This is a genomic window from Mucilaginibacter humi, assembly GCF_013087555.1.
This window is the reverse complement of record NZ_JABFCR010000064.1, coordinates 1-19,009: the sequence shown is the minus strand read 5'-3', so window position 1 is coordinate 19,009 and position 19,009 is coordinate 1. Positions and strand designations below refer to the sequence as shown.

The window sequence follows — 19,009 nt, the reverse complement described above, 5'->3', positions numbered from 1 at the left end:
TAGCTATACTTTATACTTAAAGCGTGTTATTTGTTTGGCTGGGATTTCTTTTTTATCGACATAATACTTCAGATCCTATGATGGATACCGTTATTGTTTTTTTAGATACCGATTGCCCGCTTGATGATTTTGGCAGCACCAGCTTTATTATTACGTTGGGGTTGGTAACTGTCGACGCTATCAGGAAAGGTAAAATACCGGGCAATGCTTTCGCAATGGAAGTTATACCACAGATTATTAAACCAAAGGCGGTACCGGCACAAGCAAACAAACCCGTTACTGCTATGGATAAGCTGGAGGCTGCCAGCCCATTATTGGCACCACCTTCTACCGCTACCGGGACCGGGCGTTTCGAAGTATACGCTGTGAGTACCGAGAGTATAACTGCAGCAAATGCTGCAATCAAAACGCTTAGGAAGGGCGGCTTTGATCCAAGATGGGTTAAAGATGCAACCGGCCCTCTTTATCATATATCAATCGGGCATTTTGCCACTAAAGAAGAGGCTAAAAGTTTTGCAGCCAAAGCTATTGAATCAGGTAAAGTACCGGGCGGTAATGCCTACTTTATAGAAATTATACCAAACAAATAACCTATATATTAATGCAAGCAGTTACAGACACCGTAAACAAGGTAATAGATACGGCTAACCACGCCACACAACAGTTGGCAGCCATCCCACACCAGAACTTCGTTTTGGCGAATTAATTATTAAGGGTGGCTGGGTAATGATCCCGATTGGCATTTTGGCGGTATTGGGTTTGGTTATATTTTTCGAGCGATATTTTACCATCCGCAAAGCGTCAAAAACGAGAATAATTTAATGCAGCAGGTACGCGGCAGCATCATGTCGGGCAATTTAGAATCGGCAATTGCTATTTGCCGCAACAACAATTCGCCGCTGGGCAGGATGCTGCAAAAAGGCTTATTACGCATTGGCCGCCCTATAAAAGACATTGAGGGCGCTATCGAGAATATTGGCAAGCTGGAAGTATCAAAACTGGAGAAGAACATCAGCATATTGGGTATAGTAGCCGGTATTGCGCCCATGTTTGGTTTCCTGGGTACTATTGCCGGGGTAATTAAGATTTTTTATGACATCTCAACTACCGACAACATTAGCATGGGTGTTATATCCGGCGGTTTATATGTAAAGATGGTGACATCGGCAGCGGGCCTGTTTGTAGGTATTATTGCCTACGTGGGTTATCATATTTTAAATATTATGGTTGACAGGGTTATATTGAAATTAGAGACCGATGCTATCGAATTTATTGACCTGTTAGAAGAACCAAGCAAATAATGAATTTAAGAAAGAGACAAAGAGGGACATCTGCCGAGGTACATACTTCGGCCATGAACGATATTATGTTCTTCCTGCTTTTGTTTTTCCTGATAGCGTCGACAGTTACCAACCCCAACGTAATAAAGCTGGTGCTGCCAAAATCATCAAGCGGGCAATCGGTATCTAAAAACAATAACGGTATCCATCACCAAGGATCTGAAGTATTATGTCGATAAAAAAGAAATCCCGGTAGCCGAACTAAATAACACGCTTTTAAGTTATAAAAGTATAGCTACCCAGCTTACCATAGTTTTATACGTAGATAAAACCGTTGCCATACAGGACGTTGTAGCCGTAATGGACATAGCGCAAAAACTAAATATTAAACTGGTATTAGCTACGGAACCCAAGTAGTGGTGAGTAGTGAGTTTTGAGTGATGAGTAGTAATTCTTCATTCACTCAAAACTCACTACTCAAAACTCATAACTGAATAATGAACTATATTCAAGAAGAAAATAACTACCCAAGGGCATTTGCAGCAACCGGCGTAATCATGGTGCTGATTGCGGCCCTGTGTTATTTTTGGATCATCAGCATGCCGCCAAAGCAGGAAGATGGTACGGGTGGTATATTGGTAAATTACGGTACTACCGACGAAGGCATGGGGAGCGATTACATGAGCACCGAGCAGCCGTCAATGGCCGAAAAAGCAAACCACTCCAAACCTGATAAAGTAACCCCGGCCCCTCCTACCGAAGAAAAACGAAAGTAGAAGCCAGCGATAAAAACGTAGTCACCCAAAACACCGAGGATGCCCCGGAGGTTGCGGCCAACACCAAAAAACCAAGCACTACCGTAGCTACCGAACCTACCAAAGCGGTTACCAAACCCACTATCAATCAAAACGCATTATATAAAGGCAAAACCAATAACGGTATTGGCGAAGGCGATGGCACCACCGGCACTCCCGGCAACCGTGGCAAGCCTACAGGCAGTACGCTAACCAATAATTATAACGGTACCGGCTCTGGTAACGGCGGCAGTTTGATGATGGCACAACGCAGCTTTACCAGCCGCCCCATTATTGGTGATGATGGCAGGCACTCGGGCAAGGTGGTCGTTGATATCCGGGTTGATAAGAATGGTAACGTGGTATACGCACGTGGCGGTGGCCGCGGCACAACAGTAGTAGACCAAAACCTGATTCAAAAATGCGAGGAAGCTGTTAAAAACTCTCATCTCAATCCTCTTGAAAACGCCCCGGACCCACAGATCGGGCAGGTGGTGTTTGTATTTAAGGTGAATTAAGTCCCTCCAATTTGTCATGCTGAGGAACGAAGCATCTGCCGGCGGCGATTGTAAAGTTTGCAGATTCTTCGCTATCGCTCAGAATGACAACTTATTTTGGCCACAACTACTCCGTGCAATGCGCCTTTACCTTATTCATAAAGTAATTCAGATCGAAGGGTTTGGCGATATGGCCATCGGCGCCGCAGTCTTTGCTTATCTGTTCCAGATCGCTGTTGGCTGATACCAGGATAACCGGCAAATGCTTCAATTTTTCTTCGGACTTAATGTAGCTGCACATGGCTTGACCGCTTTCGCCCCCACTTAAGGAAAGATCCAGTAAAACCAATCCTACTTCCTGCTCGTGCAGTCTTCTTTTGGCCGAAGTGGTGTCCGCCAAGCTGGACACTTTGTAGCCATCAATTTCCAATAATATGCTCATCATTTCCGCAATAACGGGCTCATCTTCTATAACTAATACTTTTCGCTTCATGATACAATGGTTACGGTTTTGATAATACAATTGTTATACCATCTCTTAGGCGCAGGGATATAAAACCAGGCTTTATTTTATAAATTTGCGTCACTATCATCATGACCTACCAGCAAACCATCGATTACCTGTACACCCAACTGCCTGTATTTACCCGCGTAGGTGCATCAGCCTATAAAGCCGACCTGAATAATACCACCGAACTTTGTAAACGGCTGGATAATCCTCAGCATCAATTTAAAAGTATTCATATAGCCGGCACCAATGGTAAAGGGTCAACCTCGCACATGCTGGCGGCGATATTACAGGTAGCAGGTTATAAAACCGGGCTGTATACCTCGCCCCATTTAAAAGATTTCAGGGAACGCATCCGCATTAACGGCGAGATGATAAGCGAGCAATCGGTTGTTGATTTTGTGGCCAATCATCAAACGGATTTCGCGGAGATCCAACCCTCTTTTTTGAAATGACGGTAGGTTTGGCGTTTGACATTTTCGCGAAAGAAAAGATCGATATCGCCGTAATTGAAACAGGATTGGGCGGCAGGCTGGATTCGACCAATATCATCACCCCGCTCCTGTCCGTTATTACCAACATCGGCTGGGACCATATGAATATCCCGGGTGATACGCTGCAACTCATCGCTGCCGAAAAAGCGGGCATCATAAAACCCAACATCCCTGTAATAATTGGCGAAAAGCAGGACGAAGTAGCCGATATCTTCATCCGCAAAGCGGAACAGGAAAATGCACCGATAAGTTTTGCCTCGGATTTATTTGAGGTGAAAGGCAAAAGACAAAAGGCAAAAGGTTATGATGATTTATTGGAGGTCGAGGTCGAAGCACTCACAACTCATAACTCAACACTCACCACTCAACTCGACCTCACCGGCAGCTACCAGCTCAAAAACACTAAGACTGTTTTAGCTGCTGTAAACGAACTTCGCCGGCAAGGCTATATAATCACCGACGACCATATTAAAACAGCGCTGCGTCAGGTTAAAACGCTAACCGGGCTGCATGGTCGCTGGGAGACCTTAAGCACCAACCCGCTTACCATTTGCGATACCGGCCATAACCCCCAAGGCATTGAAGAAGTGCTGAAAAACATTGCCGGGATAAAGTTTGAGCGGCTGCATTTCGTCATGGGTATGGTGAATGATAAGGATAGCACCAAAGTATTATCCATGCTACCTAAGGCTGCCATTTATTATTTCTGTAAGCCGGAGATCCCGCGTGGTTTGGAGGCTGAGAGCTTAAAGCAGAAAGCGGAAAGTTTGGGTTTGAGCGGGGAGGTTTATAGTTCGGTAAAATCGGCGCTATTAGCAGCACAAAAAACAGCTGCACCAACCGACCTGGTGTTTGTTGGTGGCAGTACATTTGTAGTTGCCGAGGTTGTTTAAGTACCATTCCCGGCATTTTAATGCAGGGTGTTGATTTAGACTTTTTATGCTATTTTTACTCCTGCCTACAAACACAATATGAATAAAACTACCCGGGGATAATTGGTTGCGGCAACGTGACAGAAAAGAAAAGCGGCCCCGCATTTAACAAAGTACCCAACAGTAAGCTGATAGCCGTTATGCGCCGCAACGCAGAAAAGGCCGCCGACTATGCCCAACGCCACAATGTAGGTAAATGGTATGCTGATGCAGAACAATTAATGAACGATGGCGGGATCAATTCGGTTTATGTGGCAACTCCCCGGCATCACATATGGATTACGCGTTATCAGCCTTAAAAAAGGATTGAATGTCTACATAGAAAAACCCGTTACCCTAAACGCCGCCGAAGCCGTTACCATAGCCGAAGCCGCTAAACAAAGCAATGGCAAAGTTGCCGTAGCGCATTACCGCCGGGCGCAGCCTTTCTTTTTAAAGATAAAGGAACTGATAGATACTAAAGCTATTGGTGATGTGCGCACGGTGCAGATCAGGATGTGGCAAAGCCGTAAACCGGCATTGATTACTCACCGGAGGATAACTGGCGTGTTAACCCCGCCCTATCTGGCGGTGGGTATTTCCATGACCTGTCGCCCCACCAGCTCGACCTGATGCTCTATTTTTTTGGCGAACCCGAATATTACGCCGGCCACGGGCTTAACCAAAGCCGGTATTAATAACTGCGACGACAATGTAAGCGGTGTACTGGTATTTAAAAACGGCGTGGTAGTAAACGGCTCATGGGCCTTTAACGTTGCCGAAGAAGCGACAGTTGACAGTTGCGAAATTATAGGCTCAGAAGGTAGCATGAGCTTTCCTTTCTTTAATGCGCCGCATACTATTAAATTAAAGATGGGTGCGAAGCAACAAGAAATCAACTTCGACCCTTTGGAGCATGTACAACAACCATTAATAGAAAAAGTAGTAAATTACTTTAACGGCGAAGGTGATAACCCCAGCCCTATAGCCGACGCTATTGTTTTGATGAAAATTATTGACGCGTTTGCAGGGCATTAGCCTAAAGTGAGTGTGTCATCCTGAGCCAGTCGAAGCATGACATCCATAGCTCAATCCTTTTTCTTCGGCACTTTAGCGCCCGCTTTCCTCGCCTCTGATAGGCCTATGGCTACGGCTTGTTTTTTACTGGTTACTTTTTTGCCGCTGCCGCTTTTTAGCTTGCCTTCTTTCATTTCGTGCATGGTTTTCTCAACCTTCTCGCCTGCTTTTTCTGAATATTTTGCCATGATATTTTATATTTAAGTAATCCTATTAATCCATACAAAATATTTGCCAATTTTACCTTTGATGAACCGTATATCAGAAACAGACCTAATTTTAAATGCCGACGGCAGCGCCTATCATTTAAACCTGCTCCCGGGCGATATTGCCGACACCGTTATTACTGTTGGCGACCCGGATCGGGTTAGCGAAATAAGCAAATACTTTGATACCATTGAACTTAAAAAGGGCAAGCGCGAGTTTATTACCCATACCGGCACCATCGGTAATAAACGGTTAACGGTATTATCAACTGGTATAGGTACTGATAATATTGACATTGTATTTAATGAGCTGGACGCGTTGGTTAATATCGATTTTAAGACCCGTACAATCAACCAAAATCTGCGTAGCTTAAACATTATCCGCATCGGTACTTCGGGCGCTGTACAGGCAGATATAGCGGTCGACAGCCTGTTATTATCGTCGGCAGCATTTGGGCTGGACCCGCTGATGCATTATTACAAACAATCGCCCACCCACAAAGAACAAAGCCTGCTTAATGCCTTTAAAGCAGGTTTACCTACGGATGCTAATTTATCGCCGTACGTAGCATCAGCAGGCAATAGTTTATTAGCCGCATTAGGTAAAGGCGAGCAACAGGGCATAACCATTACCGCGCCCGGTTTTTATTCGCCGCAAGGGCGCCAGTACGTGCCCGTGCCGCTATTCCGCAGTTAATGGATATCATTCAACAGTTTAATTTCGAAGGGCGGCGCATTACTAACCTGGAGATGGAAACAGCCGGCATTTATGGGTTAGCAGCTGCCCCGGGCCACCAGGCGGTATCATGCAACGTGATATTGGCTAACCGCGCCACGCAGGTATTTAGTAAGCAGCCCGGCAAGATCATGGAGCATTATATTAAGATTTTATTGGAGAAAATAACCGTTATTTAATATAGCTCCTAAGGAGCAATGGATTTTTGCAACACCTCTTCCTATTCGGCCAATTATCCTTATCTTCAAAACATATAGGCAAACAGCTGCGTTACCATCTAAATTATATAAATGATCAATAAAAAGTTAATAGCACCGTTTTACGAGCGGTTATCACTTGTACTGATTGGTATACTGGCGCTTGGTTTTATAATAGTGCAAGGCAAAGAAATACTGGACCCGCTGATGTTTGGTTTTTTGTTTGCGATTTTGTTATTGCCTGTATCTGGTTTCTTCGAACAAAAATTGCGAATGCCTCGCAGCGCTTCGTCCTTTTTAGCTATTATATTGCTGGTAGCGTTTGTCGGCGGGGTGTTGTACCGGTAGGTTCGCAAATATCAAGGTTAATGGACGATTGGCCCATGCTGCAAAAACAAATTGGCGAATCGTTAAATAACGTTTACGGGTGGATTGAGGGTACATTTAATTACAACATAGATAAACAGAAAGCGCTGATCCATAAAACAGAAGTTAAGATCATGTCATCCGGTACCGAGGTGGTGGGTACTACCTTTGGCGCGGTATCATCAATGGCGTTGTTTTATATATTCATTATGATATTTACCTTCTTTATCCTGTTTTACCGCAAGCTGCTATTTGGCTTTGCATTGCAGGCTTTTGGCAAAGATAATGAGGCTGTAGTGAATGATGTAGTAGCCAATATCCGGGAATTTTAAGGCAATACATTTTAGGTTTGGTTTTCGAGATGGTAATAGTAGCTACGGTAGCCTGCGCTGCCTTTTGGTTTATTGGTATAAAGTACGCGGTATTGCTGGGCATAATTGTGGGCCTGTTTAATATCATCCCTTATCTGGGCATATTTTCGGCATTGGCGTTAAGCGTGCTCATAACTTTTGCTACCGGGCCCGTAAGTAACGCGGTTTGGGTAGGTGTATCGGTAATATGTATTCACCTTATTGATGCCAACGTATTGCTTCCGGCGGTTGTTGGATCCAAAGTCCGGCTAAACGCGCTGATAACTTTCCTTGGTATTATTTTGGGCGAAATGATGTGGGGGCTGTCCGGCATGTTTCTGTCTATCCCGGTCATCGCCATATTTAAAATCATATTCGACCGTATTGAGAGCACTAAAGCCCGGGGCTACCTGTTAGGCGGCGATTACGAGTACAAAGAATCCGCAGAGAAGAAAATGAAAACCCGGTAGGGATGCAATATTTGCGTCTTATGCACAAAACGGGTATTAAAGCGTTTTCCTATCTTTACGCCCTGTATGAAATACCTGCGCCTGCTATTATTCCCTTTTTCGTTGATCTACGGGTTAATTGTAGTGGTGCGCAATTTTTTTATGATGCCGGGCTGTTTAAAAGTCGCCGGTTTGATTTACCGGTAATTGCGGTTGGCAATCTTGAAGTTGGCGGCGCCGGCAAAAGCCCAATGACCGAATACCTGATCAGTCTGCTTAAAAACGATTTTAAGCTGGCCACCCTAAGTCGTGGTTACGGCCGTGAGACAAAGGGCTACCAAACTGCTACTGCAAATGCTACTGCAACTCAGGTAGGCGACGAGCCTGCCCAGTTTAAGCGTAAATTCCCTGACGTTACCGTAGCTGTTTGCGAAAACCGGGTGAATGGTATTGAGCAGTTAAAAAATGATCATGAACTTATAATTTTAGACGATGCGTACCAACACCGTGCGGTTAAACCAGATTAAGTATTTTATTGTTTGATTATAATAGCCTTCGCAATCCGCACCGGGTACTGCCTGCCGGTAATTACCGCGAACCTTTTTTGGGAAATGGCGGGCGGGAATTATCATTGTTAGCAAATGCCCGGCAGATCTGCCTCAGGAACAGTTGGAAAGGATAGTTAATGAAATAGCACCACAACCCTATCAGCAAATGTTTTTTACATCTATAAATTATATGGAGCTGCAGGATCTGGGCGGTAAAGCGGTTGATACAGTAATTGACGACGACACTACAGTTTTTCTGCTAACAGGTATTGCCAATGCCCGGCCGTTGGTAAGTCATATCAAAAAACAAACTTTACACGTTATACACCATAATTATCCGGATCATCATCAGTTTAGCTTAAAAAATATCACTAAACTTGCCGATGACTTTGCTGCCTGCACTTCACAAAAAAAAGTGATCATCACAACAGAAAAGGATGCACAGCGTTTAGAAGAACAAGAATTGCTGCCGCTTGTTAAAAAGCTACCCATTTTGGTACTGCCAATAGGTGTTAGTTTTTTACATCACGGACAGGAATTTAATGAAATTGTAACAGACTATGTCAGAAAATATAGAGAGCACTACCCAGTATATTAAGCCGCATAGGCGATTTTGAACCCGAAGTTGGTATAATTTTAGGCACCGGTTTAGGTGGCCTGGTAAATGAAATTGAGGTGGAGAAACAGTTAATGTACAGTAACATTCCTGATTTCCCTATCTCTACTTTAGAGTTCCACTCTGGTAAGCTGATATTTGGTACACTTGGTGGTGTTAAAGTTGTAGCTATGCAGGGGCGCCTGCATTATTACGAAGGCTATAACATGAAACAGATCACCTTCCCGGTGCGGGTGATGAAAATGCTGGGCATAAAAACCCTGTTTGTATCAAACGCAAGCGGATCATTAAACCCCGACTTTAAGAAAGGTGACCTGATGGTGATTGAAGACCACATCAGTCTACAGCCGCAAAACCCGCTGGTGGGCCGTAATGATGCCGAGCTTGGCCCGCGCTTCCCTGACATGAGCGAGCCTTATAAACGCACGCTGATTGCCAGCGCGCTTGACATCGCCAAAAAAATAATATTACCTGCCATAAGGGCGTATATGTTGCGGTAACCGGCCCAAATTTAGAAACCAAAGCCGAATACAAATACCTGAGGATAATTGGCGGCGACGCGGTAGGCATGAGCACCGTGCCCGAAGTAATTGTTGCCAACCACATGGGGCTGCCCGTATTTGCCATATCTGTATTAACAGACGAAGGTTTCCCCGAGGATCTGAAGCCGGTATCGGTTGAAGAAATAATAGCAGTGGCCGTGGCAGCCGAGCCTAAACTGACCTTAATACTTAAAGAATTGATTGCCGGTTTAAATGCCAGATAAATTTAAATACATCCTTTTATTATTGATCTGTATTACGGCGCAACTTGCTGTTGCCCAACAGTACAATCCTAATAACCCCAATAACCCTAACCGGTACGACCCAAACAACCCACAGTATAACCAGGGCAACGGCTACCGGCGCGATACGATACCCCGTGCCGGTAAACAATTAACCGGTGATGAGTTATTGGATACCCTGCGTAAGCGTGAATTACGCGCCCGCGATACGGTTATTTTTCGGCCAAAATGATCAAGGTTACTACCGAGGCTTTATTAAAAGATAGTACGCAACTGTTCGCGATAGATACTTCGCTTAACAATTTTCAGAATTACAGCCCGCTTTTTCAACCCCGGTCGCCTAAGATAAGTTTGGGTGGTACCATGGGGCTGGCAACGCGCCCTTTGCTGTTTGAACCGCCAAAAACCATTGGCTTTGACATTGGCCTGCACGCGCTTGACCCTTATATGTTAACCCCGCAGGATATCCAGTATTTCCAGGCACGGGTGCCGCTTAGCGTGTTAAATTTAATCACCGCGGGTAGCGCCGAGCAGGTGTTTAAAATGGTACACACGCAAAATGTTAATCCTAACTGGAACATCGGCTTTAATTTAAACTTTATTGGCTCGCGTAATTTTTATGCAAGCAATCGGGTGCTGGGGCAAAACGTGAGCGATTTAAACGCAGCAATTTTTAGCTGGTACCAATCAAAAAGCAAGCGGTATAACATGCTGGCCAACGTAATATTTAACAATCTTAAATCGCCTGAGACGGGTTCAATAGTAAAGGATACTATTTTTGCCCACGCCAACTCATCGTTTGATAAAGCAACCGAGATTGTGCGTCTGCCAAACACTTTTGAAAACTGGAAAACCGGCGGGATCTACATTAAACAATCATACTACATCGGGCGAATAGATACCACCATCCGCACCAACAATGCAAACATATTACCCACCCAACGGGTAACTTATATATTTAATTATAACACGTCTAAGTTTAACTTTTTACAGAATGATATAGATACCTATCATGTGTTCCCTGATTATTATTTTAGTTCTAACCGCTCGCGCGATTCATTAAACGTAACGCATTTAATGAACGACTTTGGCTATAGCTTTTACCTTCGGGGCAAATCAAACCAGTTTGTAAAGAACGAATTAAAGCTTGACCTGGGCCTTACGCACGACTTGTATGGCTACACCCAATACGTAAGCGATACTACCATTACACAATACGGCAGCAAATTACGCGGGCCAGATAAAAAGCAGGACGCTTCGTTTCAAAACATCACCATCAGGGGTAAGTTAAGCTACAGGTTCAGCGACAGAATAAATTTAGAAGGCACTATTAATCAAATAGCCGTGGGCCATAATTTTGGTGATTTTTTATATGATGCCAAAGCCATACTAAAAGGTAATAACAAAGCCGGCCAAATTATTCTGAATGGTTATGTACAAAGCAGCTCGCCAAGTTTACAGGCCACCAGTTGGATAAGTAACCACTATATATTTAATAATACGTTCCGTAACCAAAAAACTACCAGCGTGTCTTTTAATTATATCAACAACGCGTTACAACTTGATTTAAAAGCCGAATACTTTTTAATTACCGATTACCTGTACTACGCCGCGCAACCAAATGGTATCGACGCGCACCCGGTGCAATTAGGTGGCAGCATTAACTTATTGAAAGTAAGCCTGGGTAAAAACTTAAGATGGCGCAACCTGCACTTTGACAACTATATCGTTTACGAAAAAACCGATTACCAGTCTACCCTGCGTGTCCCCGAGGTTTATACCTACAGCAGCTTGTATTACAACACTTATTTATTTAAAGCAGTGCATTTATCGGCTGGTTTAGACGTACGTTATAACACACCTTATGTAGCTCCATCATATGCCGTGGGCTGGGCCAGTTTTATAACGGAAAAGATATCACTTTCTCATCCTACCCTATTGGTACCGTATTTTTAAAAGGCACCATTAAACAAACCAATTTGTTTGTAGAGTATGATTATGCCAACCGGGGAGTATTCAGCAACGGCTATTATACCGTGAACCGTTACCCGCAACAGGACAGGGCGCTTAAGTTTGGAGTGAGCTGGATGTTTTACCAGTAATTATTTGACCTTATTGACAATAATTCTTTATTGCATCAAGTATCATTTCTTTTTTGTCCCCTAATTCAACACTTTTATTAAGATCTGAGCAAATTTTGGCTTTTTCTTCGGCTGGTATATCAACTTTATCTTTTACAGCCATAATAGTTACTTCTGACGTTTTGGATAAAGTGCGGCCATTCTTGAATTCGTATTTACGTATTTTGGCAAATGCCCTGTTAGCTAATGCTTCCATGTAAAGGGGTTCTAACTGTATGGCTTTGTCAAGATCAACCACCGCGTTTTCAAAATCCGGGTTATCCAGCTTGGCTGTTCCCCGATAGAAGTATAGATCAGCATATCCACTGTTTAATTTTTCTGCCTGATCTAATTTTTTAATTGCTCCGGAATAATCTTCTTCTTTCATTAAGTCAATTGCCTTATTTTGAAGATTATAGAACTTCTCTTCCTCTTTTGACAGGTTTGCTTTATCATTCACAAAGGTAGATTGCCTCTTTATTACACCGGTCGAATAAAAGTCTTGCCACAAACCATCATCCTTGCCATTTTTAAAATTCCCTTTTTGCTTTATATTTCCGTTTTGAAAATACTCTTCAGAATATCCGTTGGCTATGCCATTTACATAATTTCTAAAATAGTTCTTGTTTCCATTCGGATAATATACAGTTCGCAACCCGCTAACAATTCCATCTTTCATCTCCCCGTCACCCCGGATATTGCCATTAATAAAATAATCTATAAATTTTCCGCTATAAGGGGTTTCTGAGTTTTTAAATACCATACGCCGTTTTTACGTTCCATACTTTTTGTGGAAGGTATTTTTTTACTTCGTCAGATCTTTTGGCAAAAGGCTTAGTTTGGATGAATATAATTTTATTGACTGTTGCGTATCCGTATCCTTTTATTTTATCTTTATCTGTGACAACAGTAATATCTTCAATTTCATCAGTTCTCAGATCTCCCATTTCTTCAGTTGGATCATCTATTAATGGAACATTATCAATAATATATAGTATTTCTTCCTTCTTGGTATCTTGAGCGAAAGAAGCGAGGAGGAAGCACGATAATATAAGGCTTAGGATAATTTTCATTGCATAATTATAAGGCCTAAATATATTGTTATTCGATGAATTATATCTGAATCTGATAAAAAAGGGCCTACGTCTTCAACTTCTTTTTCTTAGCTGCCGGGAACAGCACATTATTCAATATCAATCTATAACCCGGTGAATTTGGATGCAATGAAAGATCGGTAGGTGGTTCGTTGGGGCTGTATTGATAGTTTTCGGGATCATGGCCGCCATAAAATGTCCATTGGCCCTTACCGTATTCGCCGTGGATATAACGCGCCTCGTTGGCCGATTTTAACTCGCCCATGATAGTTACAGTTGATTTGATCTTGCTTTTATTAAAAGCCGTGGCCACCCATAAATCCTTTTATCACCCGGTCATGATCCTGCGTAAGCATGCTGGGTATCACATCCCATTTGGCCGAAAAATCAAACAACGTAAAAAAATCATCCTGCTGCTGGATATGGCGGGTACCGCTAACGTCGATATCGCTAAACCGGCCGCCACCGCCACCACGCCCGCCGTACATATTAGTACTAAAGTTATTGCTCAAACTGGTAACTACTGTAAAATTCTGGAAAGCAAAAGTCTGGCTAAAATCCAGTTTTGATTGTGCAAGCGGGTCGGGCGGGTCGCCGTCATATAGCTCATCAACAATATCTGTTTTAGCTGCGGCTAATGCGATATCAAAACTATCAGCGCCCGAACACATCGCTAACAGGAATCCGCCGCCCGCACAAAAGTCACGAATGCTTTGTGCCACTGCCAACTTCATTTTTGACACTTTAGCAAAATGATATTTTTGAGCAAGCGCTTCTGGATGGCTTTGGTTTGCAAAAATTTATCGCTGTTACGGCCGCGGCCCTCTTTGCTGTATTGGCCGGTAAAATCTTCGTGGTGCAGGTGCAGCCAGTCGTACTTATTCAAATCACCTTTTAGTATTTCTTCGTCGTAAATTAAATCAAACGGGATCTCGGCATACTTTAAAACCAGTATTACCGCGTCGTCCTGCGGCTTAACACCTACCCCGGGCGAGTATACCGCCATGCGCGGGGCCTTTTGCAATTTTATCAAATCCATATTAACAGATGGATCATTTATTTGCGCGGTGATCTCGGCAACCTTAGCGTCTGATATCACTTCATAGCTCACGCCACGAATCTTACATTCGTCCTCGGTTTTTTTGTTGTAAAGCATCATAAAACTGCCGCCGCGATAATTAAGCAGCCAGTCAACCTCGGCATCCTGTTTCAAAACCCAAAAGGCAAGCCCGTACGATTTTAAGTGATCTTTTTGCAGCTCGTCCATAGGTATTAATATGGAAGCCGCCTTTGAGCTGAAAGCTAAAAGCAGAAAGGAAGAAGCTAATAAATACTTTATTATATGCTTCATAGTTTTAGTTTGCAGTTTTTAGTTTGCAGTTTGCAAAAGCCAGACACGGCCTACTGCAAACTACAAACTGCCGACTACGTTTTCTGTTTCTTTTTCTTAGCAGCCGGAAAAAGTACATTATTCAATATCAGCCGGTAACCGGGTGACCCCGGATGTAAATTCAAATCAGTTGGCGGGTCGCTTACCGCGTGCTGGTAATCTTCCGGGTCGTGCCCGCTGTAAAATGTCCATTGTCCTTTGCCAAATTCACCATGAATATACCTAACTTCATTGGCAGTTTTCATTTCACCCATAATTGTTACACCGGGCTTAATGGTGTTTTTGTTAAAGGCGGTGGTCAGGCCCATAAAACCTTTAATTACCTTATCATGGTTTTGCGTAAGCATACTTGGTACCACATCCCACTTGGCCGAGAAATCAAACAGCGTAAAAAGTCCTCTGTTCTTTCAACAGCACGGGTGCTGGTAACATCAATATCACTAAACCTATGCGTAAACGGGTTAAGGTCGATATTAAAGTTCTGGAAGGCGAAGGTTTGGGTAAAGTCAAGCTTGCTTTGCGCGTTACGGTCGGCACCATCGCCGTCAAACATACTTTCGCAGATGTCCGTATTAGCAGCGGCCAGCGCTATATCAAAAGTTTCGGTGCCCGAGCACATGGCAAACAAAAATCCGCCGCCTGCAGTAAAGTCGCGAATATGCTGCGCCACGGCAAGTTTCATTTTTGATACCTTTTTAAAACCCAGTTTGGTCGCCATGTCTTCCTGCGCTTTTTTATCATCAATATACCATTGTGCATTACTATAGCCTGCAAAAAACTTACTGTACTGACCGGTAAAATCCTCGTGGTGCATGTGCAGCCAATCATATTTAGGCAGGTCGCCGCGCAGCACTTCCTCATCATACACCAGATCGAACGGGATCTCGGCATATTTTAACACCGGGGTAACCGCGTCATCCCGGGGCAGCTTATTTTTTGGCGAGTAAACGGCTATGCGCGGGGCTTTTTCCAGTTTTACCAGGTCCATGTTAACCGATGGATCGCCAACACGGGTAACTATTTCGGCTACCTTGGCATCAGCCAGAACTTCGTAGCTAATGCCTCGGATATTACATTCGTCCTCCAGCTTCTTATCGTATTTGGTCATGAAGCTTCCGCCACGATAGTTAAGCAGCCAATCAACCTCGCCGCCGTTTTTAGTACCCAAAAGGCAATACCATAGGCTTTAAGGTGGTTTTTCTGCACCTCGTCCATCGGCATTAAAATGGATGCGGCCCGGTTTATTAAAGGTAAAAGCAGAAGTGTAAAAGCTAAAAGGTATTTTATGCGGGTACTCATGTTCAAATTTAACGAATAAATTTGGAAGGTATTATCTAAATTACTTTATAGATTAGACGTAATAATGAACTAAAATTGGATACAAAAATTTTTAAATACAGTGTAGGTCAAATGGTTTGGGGGATTGTGGTGTTCCCGCTATTATACGTCATTATGTACTGCGAAACGATAACAAGCAATAGTGATTTTAACGACTGGTTGATATTGGGAGGAATTACTTTAATAATGGGTAGCCGGTTTATCTATTTATGTGTAATGTACTATATTCCTTGTTTTCAAGATAAGCCAGCCCTTTCTTTAGATGAAGAAAAATTACAATGTTTTATTACAGGTAAACTATTATTACAAGTTACGCCTGATATTTTATATTGGAAAGATATAGAGGAGATTAACTATACCTATATTTATCGTAAGGGTGCATTAATAAGTTTTAAAATGAAAACTCCTGAAAGTGGCATATATAAGAAGTACAGTGTTACCGACGATAGTGGTTTCTATACCACCTATATTTCGGGAGATAAAAGTTAATCTGCAATTCGATAATTGAATATTACAATAAATATAAGTAACACAAATCTTCCAGAGCCATCGGCTCGACACATATTGTAACAACGGGTTTCAACCCGTTGGATACATACCAATATAAACAAAAGTGCCGTAGGTACGACGCATATATGGGCCGTGTCTACGACACTTTTAATGATTTCATTCATTACAACGGGCTAAAGCCCGTTGCTACAAAATTGACCGAGGCTACGCCTCTTTTTGTTATACTTTTATTGTAGCGAAGTTTGAAACCCGTTGCTACATACATCGCTATGGTATTACAATATCGCTTTAACCCTTGCATCACGCAAATAAATACCCAACCGTAAGCACGCCAAATACAACCGGGAAATAATATGGCTGCTTAGCAAAAAGCATAACAACAATGGCACCACCTAAATAACCGGTAAGCAATATAGCGCCGATGATAGCGGTACGCGGCCAGATATATAAAATTGTGCAGATCAATAAAATAATGCCTATAGGCTGAACCAGATCTGCTGATAGTCCCAGTTTAACTGTACCCTCTACGGATATTGGATGTTTTATCACCTTCATCCCTGCATCAACCAATAAAAAAGAATAACTAAAGCGCTGATGATCCAACCGGTCCACAATGCGCCTTTTGATACTTGTTTTGTTTCCATTTTTAGTTTGTTTTAAAGTTTAGTCAAATTTAGGGTCGTAAACACATACACTTAACGTGTTAAAACGACATCTTTAGGGGGTGATTGAGACAATATATATAGCAAGTACTCGTCACCACGGTTGTCTTCAGTGCTCTCTGGCCGATTATTAACCCCAGTGATCAAGGGTAAAAGCGTATTTATCATCCACCATCAGCGATCTATATCACTCTTCAACAGGCTGGCACTAGCCACCAAATCAGAAGTATATAGCAAAAGAAAAGGCGTAAAGCTCAGTCGCCAACAACGAGCTGGCCGGTATAATCGATCGATCAAAGTAAAATCGTCGTGACCGACCTATATCCCGCGATCTAACTCTTTGGCGCCACCATTCACCTGTGTCTTTATCCAACGGGTTGGAGAGCCGTTGTTGTGTCAGGCAAATAATCTGAAGGTATCATTACTATATTTATTATGACAAATCAGTCTATCAGAATTGAATGCACTATAAATCTCTGGGTGTTGTAAACCGCTATCGTCGACACTATTAAACTCTTTATATGCCAACGCTCAGAATTTTCAGCGCAAAAACTAATGCAATGCGCCTCCTGGTAAATCATCGTTATGATTAATCCTCTGTCCCGTATATGAGCGTGTTTTCATCATCAATGGTTGCCTGTGATAAAACATTGTGTTTTTCTTCATCAAGGGCTGAAACAATGTTGAGAAACAGAGATATGGTGTACATTACATCAAGATCAGGTGGCTGACCACCATGTAAGAAGCTCATTCATCCCATCATTCAGATCGTTAAAAATCCACTATTAGCCTGTTATCGTTTGCGATGCTCAACAGTGATATCAATCTTTCAGGGCACACAGTCTTCCAGACCATTTAATTCATCATTAAAGGTGCTATCCGAAAGTACCTGGTTATTCATTAGATCAATCCGCAGTATTTTAGATGTGCCTTCAGACCGTGTTGACCAGGCTGCATGATGCCCGCGCCGGCTCCTAGCACCCAGCACTGCACTCTTTTTGCGCAATAGACCGGGCGCATCCAGCTACCCGGCTTGAATCGGACGAGGTCTGAAAAGCTACGCCAGCTACTCGATGTGCTGCGCCCAGTCTGTAAAAGCAGCGATGAGTTGGTGTAAGCGCTTAATAAGTGACGAGCTCTATGTTCCATCGACAATGGAGACAGGCCCTCAATATCCGGGCCGTTAATACAGGGTTCTGAAGCTGTTCACCAGATGAAACAGAAATCAGTTGCGGTTGGCAGTCATCGGGACCAACACTCAGGACCTGGTAAAAGCTGGAAGAAAGCCCGCTCGCCGATTTACTCAACAAAAATAAGCTGCCTGGGATGTTCAGACTACCTGATTATTAAAAATGTCTTGAGATCCGATTCGATCTACGATGTCATGATAGAGTATGCTAAAAAGAAGCGATGTCACCTAAAATATCGTTGACTTGCACATCCTGCAGAATTTCTGGATCAGATGCCGATAAAGTTTTGCGAATATGAAAATGTGCGCGATGATATGGCCCGATGATCAAAAAAGCGCCGGTAGCCGGCGATAAAGCTTCAGGTACTAAAGATATCAAAAATGAGAACTTACCAATGACATATCGTCGAGCTTCTGAGCTGTGGTCCTGTTTATATCATCAGCTTTCAGCTTTGATCTCAACGTGCACTTCACTATCTCAGACATCTCTGAAAATGGTTGTTGCGCGATGATGCCATTCGCTAACATATAAAAGCAAACGAACTTTACCAAACAACCTAAGCATTCCCAATTTTACAATATCGACATATTGTTTACGCAAGTTCTAATTAGTCGTCAGTGTACCAGCACCCAATACTATTAGTGAAGTTTTACACGCTGTTTATTTTCTAATAAAGTCAGATGTTCTGTATATACGCAAAATATCGACAAAAAGTGAAATCAAAGTTTTTCCATGAGCCTGACCGCCGCACCTTCCAACAAAGAGGCTACCATTCAAAGCTTTCAGTCATAACGATATGGTGAAATCAAAACGCCCAGTAATTCAATTCTTCATCGATGGAATTGAAGCAAAAGGATGATAATGGACGTTACAGCGGGCGGCTGAGAAGATT

27 protein-coding genes and 5 pseudogenes are annotated in these 19,009 nt (G+C 43.0%); 22 read left to right on the top strand and 10 right to left on the bottom strand.

What is annotated here, in order from left to right; all coding sequences use genetic code 11:
• Positions 1–77: 77 nt before the first annotated feature.
• From HK413_RS12650 to HK413_RS21555, 5 genes and pseudogenes are all read left to right on the top strand, one after another.
• A complete protein-coding gene (locus tag HK413_RS12650) occupies positions 78–590 on the top strand; it encodes an SPOR domain-containing protein (RefSeq protein WP_175270385.1) in 513 nt (170 codons plus the stop codon).
• 11 nt (positions 591–601) lie between these two features.
• A pseudogene (locus HK413_RS12645) lies at positions 602–1,301 on the top strand (MotA/TolQ/ExbB proton channel family protein).
• Positions 1,301–1,697 (top strand): annotated as a pseudogene (locus tag HK413_RS12640) (ExbD/TolR family protein). The pseudogenes HK413_RS12645 and HK413_RS12640 overlap by 1 nt, the downstream one beginning before the upstream one ends.
• Positions 1,698–1,777: 80 nt before the next feature.
• On the top strand, positions 1,778–2,056 hold the full coding sequence (locus HK413_RS21560) for a hypothetical protein (protein WP_317169579.1): 279 nt from the start codon (positions 1,778–1,780) through the stop codon (positions 2,054–2,056).
• A gap of 275 nt (positions 2,057–2,331) precedes the next feature.
• Positions 2,332–2,592, top strand: a complete 261-nt coding sequence (locus HK413_RS21555) for an energy transducer TonB (RefSeq protein WP_317169578.1) — start codon at positions 2,332–2,334, stop codon at positions 2,590–2,592.
• Between the two features lie 106 nt (positions 2,593–2,698).
• Here the strand turns inward: HK413_RS21555 and HK413_RS12630 are convergent, their stop codons facing one another.
• Entirely contained in the window at positions 2,699–3,064 is a 366-nt protein-coding gene (locus HK413_RS12630) for a response regulator transcription factor (protein ID WP_175270384.1), read from the bottom strand.
• 101 nt (positions 3,065–3,165) lie between these two features.
• Here HK413_RS12630 and HK413_RS21550 point away from each other — a divergent pair, with 101 nt between their 5' ends.
• The 6 genes and pseudogenes from HK413_RS21550 (at position 3,166) to HK413_RS18440 (ending at position 5,522) form a co-directional block, all read left to right on the top strand.
• The gene (locus HK413_RS21550) at positions 3,166–3,534 is read left to right on the top strand and encodes a folylpolyglutamate synthase/dihydrofolate synthase family protein (RefSeq protein ID WP_317169577.1); all 369 of its coding nucleotides are present in this window, start codon (positions 3,166–3,168) and stop codon (positions 3,532–3,534) included.
• Positions 3,531–4,466, top strand: a complete 936-nt coding sequence (locus HK413_RS12625) for a bifunctional folylpolyglutamate synthase/dihydrofolate synthase (protein WP_317169576.1) — start codon at positions 3,531–3,533, stop codon at positions 4,464–4,466. The genes HK413_RS21550 and HK413_RS12625 overlap by 4 nt, the downstream gene beginning before the upstream one ends.
• A 116-nt stretch (positions 4,467–4,582) precedes the next feature.
• A complete protein-coding gene (locus HK413_RS18450) occupies positions 4,583–4,804 on the top strand; it encodes a Gfo/Idh/MocA family oxidoreductase (RefSeq protein ID WP_317169575.1) in 222 nt (73 codons plus the stop codon).
• Positions 4,755–4,859 (top strand): annotated as a pseudogene (locus HK413_RS22375) (hypothetical protein); the annotation flags it as partial. The gene HK413_RS18450 and the pseudogene HK413_RS22375, both read left to right, overlap by 50 nt.
• Before the next feature lie 164 nt (positions 4,860–5,023).
• A complete protein-coding gene (locus tag HK413_RS21545) occupies positions 5,024–5,182 on the top strand; it encodes a Gfo/Idh/MocA family protein (protein ID WP_317169581.1) in 159 nt (52 codons plus the stop codon).
• Positions 5,130–5,522 (top strand): hypothetical protein, encoded by a 393-nt coding sequence (locus tag HK413_RS18440; protein ID WP_246230502.1) that lies wholly within the window; start codon positions 5,130–5,132, stop codon positions 5,520–5,522. Before HK413_RS21545 ends, HK413_RS18440 begins: the two co-directional genes overlap by 53 nt.
• Before the next feature lie 50 nt (positions 5,523–5,572).
• Here the strand turns inward: HK413_RS18440 and HK413_RS12615 are convergent, their stop codons facing one another.
• Positions 5,573–5,749, bottom strand: a complete 177-nt coding sequence (locus tag HK413_RS12615; RefSeq protein ID WP_175270383.1) for a DUF6496 domain-containing protein — start codon at positions 5,747–5,749, stop codon at positions 5,573–5,575.
• A 61-nt stretch (positions 5,750–5,810) separates the two neighbouring features.
• On the opposite strand from HK413_RS12615, the gene HK413_RS12610 reads away from it, so the two are divergent.
• From HK413_RS12610 to HK413_RS12575, 10 genes and pseudogenes are all read left to right on the top strand, one after another.
• Positions 5,811–6,464: a nucleoside phosphorylase gene (locus HK413_RS12610; RefSeq protein WP_246230500.1), complete on the top strand. Its 654-nt coding sequence runs from the start codon at positions 5,811–5,813 to the stop codon at positions 6,462–6,464.
• Complete coding sequence (locus HK413_RS18435) at positions 6,464–6,682, top strand: nucleoside phosphorylase-I family protein (protein ID WP_246230498.1); 219 nt, start codon at positions 6,464–6,466, stop codon at positions 6,680–6,682. Before HK413_RS12610 ends, HK413_RS18435 begins: the two co-directional genes overlap by 1 nt.
• Before the next feature lie 111 nt (positions 6,683–6,793).
• Positions 6,794–7,048, top strand: coding sequence for an AI-2E family transporter (locus tag HK413_RS12605; protein WP_175270382.1), 255 nt, complete (start codon positions 6,794–6,796; stop codon positions 7,046–7,048).
• 20 nt (positions 7,049–7,068) lie between these two features.
• Positions 7,069–7,398, top strand: a complete 330-nt coding sequence (locus tag HK413_RS12600; RefSeq protein WP_175270381.1) for a hypothetical protein — start codon at positions 7,069–7,071, stop codon at positions 7,396–7,398.
• Between the two features lie 17 nt (positions 7,399–7,415).
• Positions 7,416–7,886 carry an AI-2E family transporter gene (locus tag HK413_RS12595; protein ID WP_175270380.1) on the top strand — a complete coding sequence of 157 codons (471 nt, stop codon included), beginning with the start codon at positions 7,416–7,418 and terminating at the stop codon, positions 7,884–7,886.
• Between the two features lie 2 nt (positions 7,887–7,888).
• Positions 7,889–8,392 (top strand): tetraacyldisaccharide 4'-kinase, encoded by a 504-nt coding sequence (locus tag HK413_RS20095; protein ID WP_317169574.1) that lies wholly within the window; start codon positions 7,889–7,891, stop codon positions 8,390–8,392.
• Positions 8,393–8,489: 97 nt separating this feature from the next.
• The gene (locus tag HK413_RS20090; protein WP_317169580.1) at positions 8,490–9,011 is read left to right on the top strand and encodes a tetraacyldisaccharide 4'-kinase; all 522 of its coding nucleotides are present in this window, start codon (positions 8,490–8,492) and stop codon (positions 9,009–9,011) included.
• Positions 8,974–9,795: pseudogene (locus HK413_RS12585) on the top strand (purine-nucleoside phosphorylase). Before HK413_RS20090 ends, HK413_RS12585 begins: the two are co-directional and overlap by 38 nt.
• Positions 9,785–10,045 carry a hypothetical protein gene (locus tag HK413_RS12580; protein WP_175270379.1) on the top strand — a complete coding sequence of 87 codons (261 nt, stop codon included), beginning with the start codon at positions 9,785–9,787 and terminating at the stop codon, positions 10,043–10,045. Before HK413_RS12585 ends, HK413_RS12580 begins: the two are co-directional and overlap by 11 nt.
• Positions 10,042–11,915, top strand: a pseudogene (locus HK413_RS12575) (putative porin). The gene HK413_RS12580 and the pseudogene HK413_RS12575 overlap by 4 nt, the downstream one beginning before the upstream one ends.
• A 10-nt stretch (positions 11,916–11,925) precedes the next feature.
• Here the strand turns inward: HK413_RS12575 and HK413_RS12565 are convergent.
• The 7 genes from HK413_RS12565 to HK413_RS12550 all read right to left on the bottom strand — a co-directional run bounded on the left by HK413_RS12565 (position 11,926) and on the right by HK413_RS12550 (position 15,585).
• The gene (locus HK413_RS12565) at positions 11,926–12,696 is read right to left on the bottom strand and encodes a hypothetical protein (protein ID WP_175270377.1); all 771 of its coding nucleotides are present in this window, start codon (positions 12,694–12,696) and stop codon (positions 11,926–11,928) included.
• Positions 12,686–13,006 (bottom strand): hypothetical protein, encoded by a 321-nt coding sequence (locus tag HK413_RS12560; protein WP_175270376.1) that lies wholly within the window; start codon positions 13,004–13,006, stop codon positions 12,686–12,688. Before HK413_RS12560 ends, HK413_RS12565 begins: the two co-directional genes overlap by 11 nt.
• A 67-nt stretch (positions 13,007–13,073) precedes the next feature.
• The gene (locus HK413_RS21540) at positions 13,074–13,340 is read right to left on the bottom strand and encodes a hypothetical protein (protein WP_317169573.1); all 267 of its coding nucleotides are present in this window, start codon (positions 13,338–13,340) and stop codon (positions 13,074–13,076) included.
• Complete coding sequence (locus HK413_RS21535; RefSeq protein ID WP_317169572.1) at positions 13,324–13,761, bottom strand: hypothetical protein; 438 nt, start codon at positions 13,759–13,761, stop codon at positions 13,324–13,326. The genes HK413_RS21540 and HK413_RS21535 overlap by 17 nt, the downstream gene beginning before the upstream one ends.
• Positions 13,758–14,378 carry a hypothetical protein gene (locus HK413_RS21530; RefSeq protein ID WP_317169571.1) on the bottom strand — a complete coding sequence of 207 codons (621 nt, stop codon included), beginning with the start codon at positions 14,376–14,378 and terminating at the stop codon, positions 13,758–13,760. The genes HK413_RS21535 and HK413_RS21530 overlap by 4 nt, the downstream gene beginning before the upstream one ends.
• 74 nt (positions 14,379–14,452) lie before the next feature.
• Positions 14,453–14,764, bottom strand: coding sequence for a hypothetical protein (locus HK413_RS21525; protein ID WP_317169570.1), 312 nt, complete (start codon positions 14,762–14,764; stop codon positions 14,453–14,455).
• Positions 14,737–15,585 carry a hypothetical protein gene (locus tag HK413_RS12550; RefSeq protein WP_317169569.1) on the bottom strand — a complete coding sequence of 283 codons (849 nt, stop codon included), beginning with the start codon at positions 15,583–15,585 and terminating at the stop codon, positions 14,737–14,739. Before HK413_RS12550 ends, HK413_RS21525 begins: the two co-directional genes overlap by 28 nt.
• A gap of 206 nt (positions 15,586–15,791) precedes the next feature.
• Here HK413_RS12550 and HK413_RS12545 point away from each other — a divergent pair, with 206 nt between their 5' ends.
• Entirely contained in the window at positions 15,792–16,244 is a 453-nt protein-coding gene (locus HK413_RS12545; protein ID WP_175270375.1) for a hypothetical protein, read from the top strand.
• Between the two features lie 321 nt (positions 16,245–16,565).
• Here the strand turns inward: HK413_RS12545 and HK413_RS12540 are convergent, their stop codons facing one another.
• Positions 16,566–16,877 carry a DoxX family protein gene (locus tag HK413_RS12540; protein ID WP_217452299.1) on the bottom strand — a complete coding sequence of 104 codons (312 nt, stop codon included), beginning with the start codon at positions 16,875–16,877 and terminating at the stop codon, positions 16,566–16,568.
• Positions 16,878–19,009 lie beyond the last annotated feature (2,132 nt).